Origin of the sequence: Goekera deserti, assembly GCF_010685995.1 — a bacterium.
Classification (GTDB): domain Bacteria; phylum Actinomycetota; class Actinomycetes; order Mycobacteriales; family Geodermatophilaceae; genus Goekera; species Goekera deserti.
On the sequence record NZ_JAAGWK010000008.1, the window covers coordinates 70653 to 83824 of the forward strand.

Below are 13172 nucleotides of genomic sequence, written 5' to 3' on the forward strand. Positions count from 1 at the left end.
GTGCGCGTGGAGGTCCGCGGCCTGCTCGACGGCGTCCGGCGCCGGCTGGTGGGCCGCGACCTGGCCCTCATCGGCGCCGGGCTCACCTTCTACGCGGGGATCGCCGTCGTCCCGTTGCTGGCGGTGGCGTTCGCGCTCACCGCCCGGGTGACCTCCACCGACCAGGTCCGGGCGCTGACCGACCGGCTGGCCGGCGTGCTCCCGGACGACATCGGTGCCCCAGACGCGCTGACCCGGCTCGCCCAGGCCGGGGTGGAGCTGGACTGGCTGCGGATCGTGCTGGCCCTCTTCCCGATGTCGTTCTACGGCGAGGGGCTGCGGCGGGCGCTGCTGCGGTTCACCGACCACCGCGACACCCTCACCGGCTGGCGCGGGCGGCTGCTGATCCTGCCGCTGGTGCTGCTCACGCCGTTCCTGCTGTACCCGCTGCTGCTGGTCGGCGGGCAGCTGGCCGACCTCGCGGGGGGCGAGGGGTTCGCCTACGGTCTGGCCGGCGTGGCCGTCGGCTACTACAGCGTGCTGGCCGCGCTGACCCTGCCGCTGGTGTGGGGGTTCCGGGTGGTCGCACCCGAGCGGCTGCGCTGGCGCGCGGTCGTGCCGGGGGCGCTGTTCACCGCGGCCTGCCTGAGCGGGTTCCTGCAGGGCTTCGTGCTGTTCCTGGACCTGCCGCTGGACATCGGTGCGCCGTTCGGCGGGCTCACCGTGGTGGGCGGCGTCGTCGCCGTGGGGCTGTGGCTGTTCCTGCTGCACCTGGTGGTCATCGCCGGCTGGCTGACCACCCAGGCGCTGCACGACCGGCTCGCGCCGTCCGGCTGAGCCCGCCGGGTATGCCGCCGTCCCGGCGCGCAGGTCAGTGGCTGTTGCCCTCGTCGAGCAGGCGCAGCCGCTGCTCCTCGACGTCGTAGGTCGGCTCGGGCAGCCGCGGGTCCAGGTCCTCCAGGGTCTCCCGCAGGATCCGCCCGATCGCCCAGTTGCGGTACCACTTGCGGTCGCTGGGGATCACGTACCAGGGGGCGACGTCGGTGTTGGTGCGTTCGACCGCCGTCTCGTAGGCGCGCTGGTACTCCGGCCACAGCGCCCGCTCGTCGATGTCGCCGGGCTCGAACTTCCACTGCTTGGCGTGGTCGTCCAGCCGGGCGAGCAGCCGCTCCTTCTGCTCCCAGTGCGAGATGTGCAGGAAGCACTTCACGATCGTCACGCCCGCGTCGGTCTGCTGCTGCTCGAAGCGGTTGATCTCGGCGTAACGCTTCTCGATCACCTCCGGCGCGGCGAGGGCGCGCACCCGGCCGATCAGCACGTCCTCGTAGTGCGAGCGGTCGAAGACGCCGAGCATCCCGGGCTCCGGTACCTGGCGCCGGACCCGCCACAGGAAGTGGTGCCGCAGCTCGGCCTCGGTGGGCTTCTTGAAGCCCGCGATGCTGACGCCCTGCGGGTTCACCGCACCGACGACGTGCCGGATGACGCCGCCCTTGCCGCTGGTGTCCATGCCCTGCAGCACGAGCAGCACCCGGCGCCGGCCGCCACGGAAGCCCTCGGCGTAGAGCCGTTCCTGCAGGGTGGCCAACTGCTCGCCGTCGGCGACCATCGCCGCACGGGTGGCGTCCTTGTCCCCGGGGGCGTGCGGCTTGCCGCGGGGGTCGAGGTCGGTCAGCGAGACGGGGCCGGTCGGCGCCCGCAGGAGTTCACGCAGGGAGGCGGCCATCCACAGAGGGTAGGCGGGTGATCAGCAGCGGTGTCCGCCTGGCCGGTCACCGGTCGGCCGCCGGCCCACCGGACGCTGCCGGCAGCACCGCCGCCAGCGCCACGTCCCCTGCGGCCAGCACTGCGAAGAGCACCCCGGACGCCGTGCCGGACAGCGCACCGAGGGCCAGCGCCGCCCCGCCGAACACCAGCACCTGGACGACGGCGCGCGCACCGGCCGACGCGCGGGCGGCCCGCGGTGCGGCGAAGAGCCCCCACAGCACCGCGGCCGCCAGCGGCAGCCCGGCCGCGAGCAGCACCCGCACCGGAGTGGCCGGCCTGCTCCTGCGGTGTCCCGTCCGCTCCTGCGGTGCTGCAGCACCGCAGGAGCAGGAGCAGTACCGCAGGAGCAAGACCGCAGGAGCGGAGGGCTCACCACGAGAACCAGGGGCTGCACCACCGGGGCGCGGGCAGCCCACGCCAGGGGGTCGAGGTCGACCAGGTCGAACCGTGGCGTAGTCGGCGCAGGGCCCGATGTGGCAGGGGTCGCCGGCTCATCGGGCGGGGGTCCGTGCCGGGCCGGTCGTCCGCGTCCTCCACCAGACGACGGCGGTGATGAGGACGAACGCCGCGCTGGGGACGAGGAGCGCCGCCGACCCGGTCGCCTCTGCCCGACTGCTCAGCGCCCCGCCGACATCGACGTGCAGGGTCGTGGCGAGGACGAGGGCGGTGACGTTGTAGACGGCGTGCAGGACGACGGCCGTCTCCAGCCCACCGGTGCGCCAGGTGATGATCGCCATCGACCCGAACAGCACGAGGTAGGAGGTGAGGATGGAGGGGTCGAGCGAGCCGTGGACGAGGGAGAAGAAGACGGTCGTGACCACCACCCCGAGGACCGCGCCAGAACGCGCGCCGCGGGTCCAGCCGCCGACGACCCGGAACATCAACCCGCGGAGCCCGTACTCCTCACCGGCCGCTGCCAGCGGTGTCAGCAGCATCCCGATCACGAAGGACGCGACGAGGTCGACCGTCGTCCACGGGACGCTCTCGCCGGGCTCCAGCAGGGACGCGACCGACATCGCGACGAGCACGAGCGGACCGTAGGTGAGCAGCGCCCGGGCGAACAGGTCGTACCGGAAGCGTCCGGCCACGGAGTGCAGCGAGCGGCCGGGCACTCCGTAGAGCAGGCGCTGGACCAGCATGCACCAGGGGATGAGCACGGCGAGGGAGAGTGCACCGGCGGCCTGCTGCAGCGGCGTGGAGCCGGTGCGCCCGAGCACCTGGGTGTCGATGAGGTCGGCGCCGAGCAGGAACAGCTGTGCGGAGCCGACGAGCCCGGCGAGCAGCAGCACGATGGCGAGGACGCCGCGCCCGACGCGGCGTCCGTCCCCGGCGTACACGCGGTGGTACTCGACCGCGGCGGGCACGTGGGCCAGGGGTGTCGGGTCGTCGAGCTGGGGGACCAGGTAGTCGGTGGCGTGGGACATGGGTTCCTCTCTGGGGGTCAGCTGGCGAGGTCGTCGAGCCAGCTCGACCGCATCCGGAGCGCGCGTTCGGTGCTGCCGATGACCGCGGCGATCGCGATGAGCACGCTGGCCGCAGGTGGGAGCCGGACGGGCGAGGTGAAGGTCCCGATCGAGTCGGCGATCGGTGGGGCCTGGGAGACCGCCTGGAGGAGCTGCGGGACGGTCACGCACAGTCCGGCGATGACGAGACCTGCCGAGACCAGACCGATGAGCCCGCTGAGGCGGGGACGCGTGCGGTGCAGCTGGGCGCGGCGCCCCTCGGCGGAGGAGGGATCGGGGGCGAGCTGGGTCTCTCCACCGTCGGCGCGCACGTGGTGGCACCGGCGCAGCCCGAAGGTGCCGACGGCGACCTCGATGTGGCCGCCGGCCACGGGGAAGCGGGCGGGCAACGTGGAGTGGGCGAGCAGCGCACCGTCGAGGTACAGCCGGGCACGCACCGCCCCGTCACTGCCGTCCCCCGCCCGGCGGACGTCGACCGCGTAGGTGGCCGAGCTGCCATCAGGTGCGCGCAGCGTGAGCGTGCGCAGCGACCTGCCGAACAGCTGCCACCAGCGGAAGCGTGGCAGCGGCTCACCGGCTCCCGGGCGTACCCGCCGTGCGGCGAGACGGTCCCGCCAGCCATCGGTCATCGTCGTGCTCCCCGCCGACCCGGTGCTCTATTACACTGTGATAGTCGCATGAGCGAACGCTAGCACGCTGTGACAGAAACGGACCACCAGGAGGACGGCATGACCGCTCGGTCGGAGACACCGGGAACGCGGGACAAGATCCTGATCGCCGCGGCGACGATGCTCGGCGAGGACCCCACGGCACGCCTGAGCGTTCGAGCGGTCGCGGCCCGAGCGCAGGTCAGCACCGGGTCGTTGCGGCACTTCTTCCCCACCCAGCGAGCCCTGGTCGACACGGTGATCGCCGGGCTCTACGACGTCGACCTCCCCGACGACCCGATCGACGACCGCACGAGGACGCCGAGCGAACGCCTGGTCGCGGGCCTGCAGCTGTTCCTCGCCCAGGTGGGCGCCGGCGACCAGGCGCGGCAGCACTGGGGGGCGCTGTACGAGGCGTACGTCGCGTCCCCGCCCTCGGACGACGAAGCCGTCACCTACCTCGCGTTGGAGCGGTTGGGCCGACGGCGCATCGAACGGTGGTTGACCGTCCTCGTCGACGAGGGCGCGATCGGACCGGGCGGGATCGAACAGCGGGCCCGGTTCCTGGCGACCGTGCTCGACGGCCTGGTGACCCGACGCGCCCTGCCCCCCGACGCCCTCCAGCTCGACGGCGAGACCGAGACGCTGCGCCTCGCAGTCCATGCCGTCACGACCGCCTGGACCGTTGCGCCGACGCCAGGGGGATGACCCTGGCGGGCCGTCGGGACACCGCGAGTGCCGCGGGGGACGGCACCCTCCGCGGTCCTCTCAACCGATGAGCACCTCGGGCAGGTCACCGGCGTGCAGCACGACCAGGCTGCTCACCGCGCGGGTCAGCGCCACGTAGAGCCGGTGCAGCCCGCGCGGCTCGGCGGCGACCACGGCGGCGGGGTCGAGCAGCACCACGTGGTCGAACTCCAGGCCCTTGACCAGCGTGGCCGGCACGACCGCCAGCCGGGCCTGGGCGGACCCGTCGTCGGCCAGCGCGGCGACGTCCAGCCCGGCGGCGCGCAGCCGGGTGACCACGCCGGCCACCGCGTCGTCGGCGCAGACCACCCCGGTCGAGCCGGGGACGCCGGCGAGCCCGCGCACCACGTCGACCAGGGCCGCGGCGGGGTCCGCGACGGCGCGCACCGACAGCGACCCGGGCTCCCGGCGCACCGCGGTCGCCGCGGCCAGCCCCGGGGCGATCACCGGCAGCAGCCGGTTGGCGAAGTCGAGCACCTCCCCGGGCACCCGGTACCCGCGGGTCAGCGGCCGGACGACGGTGTCCGGGCGGCCCAGCCCGGCGAGCGTCTGCGACCAGTCGGACGACGACCACGGGCTGGTGGCCTGCGCGACGTCGCCGAGCACGGTGAGCGAGCCCGCGGCCAGCCGGCGCGCCACCGCCCGGCACTGCATGGGCGAGAGGTCCTGCGCCTCGTCCAGAACCACGTGCCCGTAGCCGGGGGTGCGCTCCAGCAGCCCGGCCACCTCGTCGACCAGCACCGCGTCGGCCGCCGTCCAGCGGGCGGCGCGCACCGAGCGCGGCGGCGTCGACCAGTGCAGCAGGGCTTGCTCGTCGTCGGTCAGCACGCCGCGGGCGGCCCGGGCCAGCCGGTCGGCGTCGGTGAACAGGGCGGCGACCAGGCCGGGAGCGTCCCAGGAGGGCCAGCCCGAGTCGCAGAACGCCCGCACCTCCGGGCTGCGGGCGCAGCGGCGGGTCTCGGCGTCGGTGGGGGCACCGCCGCCCTCCTCCTTCTGCCGGCGGGCCTCCTGCGCCACGGCCATGGCCAGCCGCTCCCGGCCGGCGGCGTAGTGCAGCACCTGCTGGTCGGCCGCCGACCCCGTCTCCGGTGCCGTGCCGGCCCGGCGCAGGTCGTCGACGATGCGCACCAGCCGGTTCTCCGACACCCGGTACCGGCGCCCGGCCAGGGTCACCTGCAGCGAGTCGGCCGGCTTGGTGATGCCGCCCCAGAGCGCCCGGCGGAGCACCCCGGCCATCCGCGGGTCGCCCTTGAGGACGGCGACCTCGGGTGGGTCCTCGGCCCGCACCGGGACCCGGCCGGTCAGGTCGGCGACCGTGGCCTGGTCGACCTCGATCTCCCCGAGGGCCGGCAGCACCGCCTCGATGTAGCGCAGGAAGGCCCTGTTCGGCCCGACGACGAGCACGCCGGTGCGGGCCAGCTGGTCGCCGTGGGTGTAGAGCAGGTAGGCGGCGCGGTGCAGGCCCACGGCGGTCTTGCCGGTGCCCGGTGCCCCCTGCACGCAGATCGACCGGGTGAGCGGGGCGCGCACGATGTCGTCCTGGTCGGGCTGGATGGTGGCGACGATGTCGCGCATCGGCCCGCTGCGCGGCCGCTCGATCTCGGCCAGCAGCAACCCGCTGGGCCGGTCGGGGTCCGGGGCGTCGCCCTCGGCCAGCCGCTCGTCCTCGTAGCTGGTCAGCTCGCCGTCGGCGAAGCCGAAGCGCCGGCGGCGCGCCAGGTCCTGCGGGTCGGCGGCGCTGGCCTGGTAGAACGGCCGGCTCATCGGCGCCCGCCAGTCGATGACGACGGGGTCGCCGGCCGCGTCGCGCACGTGCCGCCGGCCGATGTGGAAGGTCTCGGGCCCCGCGGGGGCGCCCGGGACGGTGTCGGTGCGGCCGAAGAACGCCGGCACGCCGGTGTCCTCGGCCAGCGAGCGCAGCCGCTCGGCGCGGGCGGCGCCGAGCCGCTCGGAGGCCCATGCGTCCACCCCCGCGTCGACGACGGCGACGCTGGCGGTGCGCATCTGGGACAGGCAGTCGGCCGCGCGCGACAGGTGGGCGCGCTCGGCGGAGAGGACGGGATCGGGGACGGTGGTCTCGTGGTCCTGGAGGTGAGACACGGCCGGTGGACGCTACCCGCGTCGGGCCCCCGGCGACAGGTGCCCGAGCAACTACGTCACCCCGTCCACCCAGCGGTGTCGAGACGTTCCCGCGGGAACGTCTCGACGCAGCCGAGGCAGCGCCGCGCCGACCCCGCGCAGGGGGTCATCCGCGGTCAGCCACTCCCCGAGCACGGGCAGGTCGTCGTCCGAGCCGAGCAGGCACAGCACGCCCGGCTCCGCCCGGTCCCGCAGCCCGGCCAGCATCGCCGGCTCCGGGTCCACCGCCACCACACCGGCGCAGTGCCGACGGAGGGGGACGGCGAGCTGCCCGGTCCCGCACCCGAGGTCGACGACGACGTCCTCGGCGCGCAACCGCAGCTCCCTGGCCAGCGAACGCGCCTGGTCGGCCGGGAGGTCGCGCCGGTGGCTGCGGTAGAGACGGGCGGTCTCCCCCGCGAAGTCGGCCGCCGCCCGGCCGCCGGGTCCGGCATCGCCCTGGGTGCTCATGGGGGTGAGCCAACCGGAGGGCCCCCGGTGCGTGGGGGCTCGTCCGCTCTCGGCGCAGGACGTCCGCTCTCGGCGCAGTCCACCCCCGGCGTCCGCCCAGGTGGCGACGTCCGTCACCTCCGGGGCATCGGCTCGGCCCTGCCTTGCGTGGACGACCGATCGGCGGGTAGGCCTGCGGGCATGCCAGACGACTTCGACATCGAGAGCCAGGGAGACCACCAGTACGTGGTGCGCCTGGAAGACCAGGGCGAGACCGTCGAGACCTGGTTCCGGCTCACCCCCGAGGCGCTCGACAAGCTCGGGGCCGACGACGAGGACGAGGAGGACCTGGTCCGTCGCACCGTGACGTTCCTGTCCAAGCACCAGGACGTCGCCGACTTCCCCGACACGGTGGAGATCGAGGACGTCATCGCCAGCTACGACGACTACCTGGACTACATGAACTCCTGAGTGCCGCCGCAGGTCGCCGGGCGCGGGGACGCCGGCCTGGCGACCCGGTCGTGCGACCCGGCGGGAGGGGACCCGGTCGACACCTCGGAGCGTCGACCCGCGAGATACGTGGACGTCCGAGCATCTCCCGGATACGTTGTGAGGAAGTCCACGTATCCGACGCCGTCGGCGAGGAGACCTCATGCCCGAGCTCCACATCCCTCGCCATCCGGTCCGGTTCGTCACCGCGGCCAGCCTGTTCGACGGCCACGACGCCGCGATCAACGTGATGCGCCGGCTGCTGCAGGCCCAGGGCGCCGAGGTGGTGCACCTGGGGCACGACCGCAGCGTGCAGAGCGTGGTGCGCGCCGCGCTGGAGGAGGACGCGCAGGGCATCGCGCTGTCCTCCTACCAGGGCGGGCACGTGGAGTACTTCAGCTACCTGGTCGAGGAGCTGGACCGGCACGGCGCCGGCCACGTGCAGGTGTTCGGCGGGGGCGGCGGCGTCATCGTGCCCGAGGAGATCGCCCTGCTGCGCTCGCGCGGGGTGCGCATCTTCAGCCCCGAGGACGGCCAGGCGCTCGGCCTGCCCGGGATGATCAACACCCTGGTCCAGGCGTGCGACGTCGACCTCGCGGCCGCGGGCCCCGACGTCGACGCGCTGCTCGCCGGCGACCCGGCGGCCCTGGCCCGGGCGATCACCGTGCTGGAGGCCGGGCGCTCCCCGGAGCTGGCCGCGCGGGTGGTCACCGAGGCGGCCCGTCGGCACGTCCCGGTGCTGGGCATCACCGGCACCGGCGGCTCCGGCAAGTCCTCGCTGACCGACGAGCTGCTCCGCCGGCTGCGGCTGGACCAGGAGGACGAGCTGCGGATCGCCGTCCTGGCGGTCGACCCCTCCCGCCGACGCGGTGGCGGCGCCCTGCTGGGCGACCGGATCCGGATGAACGCTCTCGAGACCGGCGACCGGGCCTCGACGTTCTTCCGCTCGCTGGCCACCCGCACCGCCGGCGCGCAGGTGCCCGAGCACCTGGACCACGCGATCGCGGCGGTGAAGGCCGCCGGGTACGACCTGGTGATCGTGGAGACCCCCGGCATCGGCCAGGGCGACGCCGCGATCCTGCCGTACTCCGACGTCTCGCTGTACGTCATGACGCCGGAGTTCGGCGCCGCGTCGCAGCTGGAGAAGATCGACATGCTCGACTTCGCCGACGTCGTGGCGGTCAACAAGTTCGAGCGCCGCGGCGCCGAGGACGCCCGCCGCGACGTCGCCCGGCAGATGGTCCGCAACCGGGAGGCGTTCGGCACCCCGTGGGAGCAGATGCCCGTCTTCGGCACCAGCGCCGCCCGGTTCGACGACGACGGCGTCACCGCGCTGTTCCAGGAGCTGAAGACGCTGCTGGCCGGCAAGGGCCTCGCGCTCGGCTCCGGGGTGCTGCCGCGGGTCGAGGTCCGGGCGTCGTCCGGGCTGACCAGCGTGGTGCCGTCGTCCCGGGCCCGGTACCTGGCCGAGGTGGCCGAGGCCGTGCGCGGCTACCACCGCACCACCGCCGAGCAGGCCGAGCTGCTGCGCCGCCGCCAGCACCTCACCACCGCCGCCCAGCTGCTGGACGGCGACGCCGCCGAGGCCGCCGCGGCCAGGGCCCGCGAGATCGGGGGCGAGCTGCTGCCCGCGGTGTCGGCGCTGCTGGACGAGTGGCCGGCCACCGTCGCCGAGTACTCCGGCGACGAGCTGGTCTACACGGTGCGCGGGAAGGAGATCCACACCCCGCTGACCCGCCGGACGCTGTCGGGCAACCCGGTGCGCCGGGTGTCGCTGCCGCGCACCACCGACCACGGCGAGCTGGTCGGCTGGCTGCGCGGGGAGAACGTGCCCGGCCGGTTCCCCTACACCGCGGGCGTGTTCCCGTTCAAGCGGCAGGGCGAGGCGCCGGCCCGGATGTTCGCCGGCGAGGGCGACGCGTTCCGCACCAACCAGCGGTTCCGGCTGCTGTCGGAGGGCCAGCCGGCGACCCGGCTGTCCACGGCGTTCGACTCGGTCACCCTCTACGGCCGCGACCCCGACCCGCGTCCCGACGTCTACGGCAAGGTCGGCACGTCGGGCGTCTCGATCGCCACGCTGGACGACATGAAGGCGCTCTACGCCGGCTTCGACCTCGTCGCCCCCACCACCTCGGTGTCGATGACCATCAACGGGCCCGCTCCCGCCGTCCTGGCGATGTTCCTGAACACCGCGATCGACCAGCAGCTGGCGGGCTCGACCGAGGACCCGGACGCGGTGCGCGCCCGGGTGCTCGCCACGGTGCGCGGCACCGTGCAGGCCGACATCCTCAAGGAGGACCAGGGCCAGAACACCTGCATCTTCTCCACCGAGTTCGCGCTGCGCTGCATGGCCGACGTGCAGGAGTGGTTCATCGACCACGGCGTGCGGAACTTCTACTCGGTCTCCATCTCCGGCTACCACATCGCCGAGGCCGGGGCCAACCCGATCAGCCAGCTGGCCTTCACGCTGGCCAACGGGTTCACCTACGTCGAGGCCTACCTCGCCCGCGGCATGGCGATCGACGACTTCGCGCCCAACCTCAGCTTCTTCTTCTCCAACGGCATGGACGCCGAGTACACCGTCATCGGCCGGGTGGCCCGACGGATCTGGGCGGTGGCGATGAAGGAGCGCTACGGCGCCTCGGCCCGCTCGCAGCAGCTGAAGTACCACGTGCAGACCTCGGGCCGGTCGCTGCACGCGCAGGAGATGGACTTCAACGACATCCGGACGTCGCTGCAGGCGCTGTGCGCGATCTACGACAACGCCAACTCGCTGCACACCAACGCCTACGACGAGGCGGTGACGACGCCGTCGGCGCACTCGGTCCGCCGGGCGCTGGCCATCCAGATGATCATCGACCGGGAGTGGGGCCTGGCGATGAACGAGAACCCGCTGCAGGGCTCCTTCGTCGTCGACGAGCTCACCGACCTGGTCGAGGAGGCCGTGCTCGCGGAGTTCGACCGGATCGCCGAGCGCGGCGGGGTGCTGGGCGCCATGGAGACCGGCTACCAGCGCGGCCGCATCCAGGACGAGTCGATGCTCTACGAGCACCGCAAGCACGACGGGTCGCTGCCCATCGTCGGGGTGAACACCTTCCTGGCCCCGGACGCCGGGGACGAGGAGCCCGGCACGGTCGAGCTGGCCCGGGCCACCGAGGCGGAGAAGCAGTCGCAGCTGCGCCGGCTGGCCGACTTCCACGCCCGGCACGCCGCCGACGCCCCGGCCGCCCTCGCCCGGCTCCAGCAGGCGGCCGTCGGCGGCGGCAACGTCTTCGAGGCGCTGATGGACGCCGTCCGGTACTGCTCGCTGGGTCAGATCAGCGACGCGTTCTTCGAGGTCGGCGGCCAGTACCGCCGCAACGTCTAGCCCGTGACGGACCCCCTCCCCCCGCCACGATGGCCATCGTGGCGTCGCCAAGATGGCCATCGTGGCGGGCTGTTCGTGTCGGTTCTGGAGGAGGCGGGGGTCAGGTGGGCGTCGTGCGGGACGACCTGGGGACGGCGGTGCAGCTCGCCGGGCCGCCGCGGCGGGTGGTGTCGCTGGTGCCGTCGCTGACCGAGGCGCTGGCGGTGACCGTGCCCGAGCGGCTGGTGGGCGCCACCGACTGGTGCACCCACCCGGCCGGCCTGGACGTCGCCCGGGTCCGCGGCACCAAGAACCCCGACCGGGCGGCGATCGCCGCACTCGCCCCGGACCTCGTGGTGGCCAACCGGGAGGAGAACCGCGAGCTGGACGTGCAGCGGCTGCGGGCGGCCGGGGTCCCGGTGTGGGTGACGGTGACCGAGTCGGTGGACCAGGCGCTGACCGCGATGCACCGGCTGTTCACCGAGGCGCTGGGCACCGGCGTTCCGGGCTGGCTCACCGAGGCCACCCGGGTGTGGTCGGCCCCGGCTCCGCTGCCGGCGGCCCGCGCCCTGGTGCCGATCTGGCGTGACCCGTGGATGGTGGTGGGCGGGCGCACCTTCACCGGCGACGTGCTGGCCCGGCTCGGCCTGGTGAACGCCGTGACCGCCGAGCGGTACCCGCACCGGGAGCTCACCGGGCTGCACGACCTCCGGCCGGACGTCGTCCTGCTGCCCGACGAGCCGTACGCCTTCACCGCCGACGACGGGCCGGAGGCCTTCCCGGGGGTGCCCACGGTGCTGGTCAGCGGGCGGCTGCTCACCTGGTACGGCCCGTCGCTGGTGGGCGCCCGGGAGGAGCTGGCCACCGCCGTCGGCGCGGTCCTGGCCCGCACACCGGGCGGACCCCCGGGCCGGTGAACCGGGCCGGTCCGGTTGTGGTCCACTGCACAGCACGTGCCGTCACCTCCCGGAGGCCCCCATGAGCGCGCCCGCGCCGACCCGCGACGACAAGTTCTCCTTCGGCCTGTGGACCGTCGGCTGGCAGGCGCGCGACCCGTTCGGGGACGCCACCCGCGCCGCGCTGGACCCGGTGGAGAGCGTGCACCGCCTCGCCGAGCTGGGCGCCTACGGCGTCACCTTCCACGACGACGACCTCGTGCCGCACGGCAGCGACGCCGCCGCCCGCGACCGGCACCTCGACCGCTTCCGGGCCGCGCTGGCCGAGACCGGCCTGGTCGTGCCGATGGTGACCACCAACCTGTTCACCCACCCGGTGTTCAAGGAGGGTGCGCTGACCGCCAACGACCGGGACGTGCGCCGCTACGCGCTGCGCAAGGTCATGCGGAACATGGACCTCGCCGCCGAGCTGGGGGCTGCGACCTACGTGCTGTGGGGTGGGCGCGAGGGCACCGAGGTGGACACCGCCAAGGACCTGCAGGCGGCCTTCGAGCGCTACCGGGAGGGCCTGGACACCCTCGCCCGGTACGTGACCGAGCGCGGGTACGGCCTGCGGCTGGCCCTGGAGCCCAAGCCGAACGAGCCCCGCGGCGACATCTTCCTGCCCACGGTCGGGCACGCGCTGGCGTTCATCTCCACCCTGGAGCACGCCGACATGGTGGGGGTGAACCCCGAGGTCGGGCACGAGCAGATGAGCAATCTCAGCTTCACCCACGGCATCGCCCAGGCGCTGTGGCAGGGGAAGCTGTTCCACATCGACCTGAACGGGCAGCACGGCCCGAAGTTCGACCAGGACCTGGTGTTCGGCCACGGCGACCTGCTGTCGGCGTTCGGCACCGTCGACCTGCTGGAGAACGGCGGGCCCGGGGGCGCCCCGGCCTACGACGGGCCGCGGCACTTCGACTACAAGCCGCTGCGCACCGAGGACGCCGACGGCGTGTGGGCCTCCGCCGCGGCCAACATGCGCACCTACCTGCTGCTCAAGGAGCGCGCCGCGGCCTACCGCGCCGACCCGGAGGTCGCCGAGGCGATGGCCGCCGCGCGGGTGCCCGAGCTCGCGACCCCCACGCTGGCCGACGGCGAGTCGCTCGCCGACCTGCTCGCCGACCGGTCGGCCTTCGAGGACTTCGACACCGACGCCGCCGGTCAGCGCGGCGCCGGGGTGGTGCGGCTGGCGCAGCTGGCCGTGGAGCACCTGACCGGCGCGCGCTGA

12 protein-coding genes are annotated in these 13172 nt (G+C 74.1%); 6 read left to right on the forward strand and 6 right to left on the reverse strand.

All coding sequences use genetic code 11. The features are described 5' to 3' along the window. Positions 1-816: a YihY/virulence factor BrkB family protein gene (locus G1H19_RS03710; RefSeq protein WP_235928229.1), complete on the forward strand. Its 816-nt coding sequence runs from the start codon at positions 1-3 to the stop codon at positions 814-816. Between the two features lie 34 nt (positions 817-850). On the opposite strand, the gene G1H19_RS03715 is transcribed toward G1H19_RS03710, so the two are convergent. The 4 genes from G1H19_RS03715 to G1H19_RS03730 form a co-directional block, all read right to left on the reverse strand. After that, positions 851-1702 (reverse strand): PPK2 family polyphosphate kinase, encoded by an 852-nt coding sequence (locus G1H19_RS03715; protein ID WP_152730279.1) that lies wholly within the window; start codon positions 1700-1702, stop codon positions 851-853. A gap of 46 nt (positions 1703-1748) precedes the next feature. Continuing rightward, positions 1749-2006 (reverse strand): DUF2568 domain-containing protein, encoded by a 258-nt coding sequence (locus G1H19_RS03720; RefSeq protein WP_202925971.1) that lies wholly within the window; start codon positions 2004-2006, stop codon positions 1749-1751. Positions 2007-2234: 228 nt separating this feature from the next. Then, complete coding sequence (locus G1H19_RS03725; RefSeq protein ID WP_152730281.1) at positions 2235-3167, reverse strand: CPBP family intramembrane glutamic endopeptidase; 933 nt, start codon at positions 3165-3167, stop codon at positions 2235-2237. 17 nt (positions 3168-3184) lie between these two features. Then, entirely contained in the window at positions 3185-3835 is a 651-nt protein-coding gene (locus G1H19_RS03730; protein ID WP_152730282.1) for a hypothetical protein, read from the reverse strand. A 99-nt stretch (positions 3836-3934) separates the two neighbouring features. Between G1H19_RS03730 and G1H19_RS03735 the strand changes: the two genes are divergently transcribed. Beyond that, the gene (locus G1H19_RS03735) at positions 3935-4561 is read left to right on the forward strand and encodes a TetR/AcrR family transcriptional regulator (RefSeq protein WP_152730283.1); all 627 of its coding nucleotides are present in this window, start codon (positions 3935-3937) and stop codon (positions 4559-4561) included. Between the two features lie 60 nt (positions 4562-4621). On the opposite strand, the gene G1H19_RS03740 is transcribed toward G1H19_RS03735, so the two are convergent. Together G1H19_RS03740 and G1H19_RS03745 are read right to left on the reverse strand one after the other, a co-directional pair. Then, entirely contained in the window at positions 4622-6700 is a 2079-nt protein-coding gene (locus G1H19_RS03740) for a HelD family protein (protein WP_202925970.1), read from the reverse strand. Positions 6701-6751: 51 nt separating this feature from the next. After that, on the reverse strand, positions 6752-7189 hold the full coding sequence (locus tag G1H19_RS03745) for a class I SAM-dependent methyltransferase (protein ID WP_152730284.1): 438 nt from the start codon (positions 7187-7189) through the stop codon (positions 6752-6754). A gap of 180 nt (positions 7190-7369) precedes the next feature. On the opposite strand from G1H19_RS03745, the gene G1H19_RS03750 reads away from it, so the two are divergent. From G1H19_RS03750 to xylA, 4 genes are all read left to right on the forward strand, one after another. Continuing rightward, complete coding sequence (locus G1H19_RS03750) at positions 7370-7639, forward strand: hypothetical protein (RefSeq protein WP_152730285.1); 270 nt, start codon at positions 7370-7372, stop codon at positions 7637-7639. Positions 7640-7820: 181 nt separating this feature from the next. Further along, a complete protein-coding gene (icmF, locus tag G1H19_RS03755) occupies positions 7821-11024 on the forward strand; it encodes a fused isobutyryl-CoA mutase/GTPase IcmF (protein ID WP_152730286.1) in 3204 nt (1067 codons plus the stop codon). 113 nt (positions 11025-11137) lie between these two features. Then, positions 11138-11920 carry a helical backbone metal receptor gene (locus G1H19_RS03760; RefSeq protein ID WP_202925969.1) on the forward strand — a complete coding sequence of 261 codons (783 nt, stop codon included), beginning with the start codon at positions 11138-11140 and terminating at the stop codon, positions 11918-11920. A gap of 61 nt (positions 11921-11981) precedes the next feature. Continuing rightward, the gene (gene xylA / locus G1H19_RS03765; RefSeq protein WP_152730287.1) at positions 11982-13172 is read left to right on the forward strand and encodes a xylose isomerase; all 1191 of its coding nucleotides are present in this window, start codon (positions 11982-11984) and stop codon (positions 13170-13172) included.

What these genes read in the sequence shown, in the direction of transcription:
- G1H19_RS03715 (WP_152730279.1), bottom strand. Translation starts at nt 1,702, where the DNA reads ATGGCCGCCTCCCTGCGTGAACTCCTGCGGGCGCCGACCGGCCCCGTC.
- G1H19_RS03725 (WP_152730281.1), bottom strand. Translation starts at nt 3,167, where the DNA reads ATGTCCCACGCCACCGACTACCTGGTCCCCCAGCTCGACGACCCGACA.
- G1H19_RS03730 (WP_152730282.1), bottom strand. Translation starts at nt 3,835, where the DNA reads ATGACCGATGGCTGGCGGGACCGTCTCGCCGCACGGCGGGTACGCCCG.
- G1H19_RS03735 (WP_152730283.1), top strand. Translation starts at nt 3,935, where the DNA reads ATGACCGCTCGGTCGGAGACACCGGGAACGCGGGACAAGATCCTGATC.
- G1H19_RS03745 (WP_152730284.1), bottom strand. Translation starts at nt 7,189, where the DNA reads ATGAGCACCCAGGGCGATGCCGGACCCGGCGGCCGGGCGGCGGCCGAC.
- G1H19_RS03750 (WP_152730285.1), top strand. Translation starts at nt 7,370, where the DNA reads ATGCCAGACGACTTCGACATCGAGAGCCAGGGAGACCACCAGTACGTG.
- icmF (WP_152730286.1), top strand. Translation starts at nt 7,821, where the DNA reads ATGCCCGAGCTCCACATCCCTCGCCATCCGGTCCGGTTCGTCACCGCG.
- xylA (WP_152730287.1), top strand. Translation starts at nt 11,982, where the DNA reads ATGAGCGCGCCCGCGCCGACCCGCGACGACAAGTTCTCCTTCGGCCTG.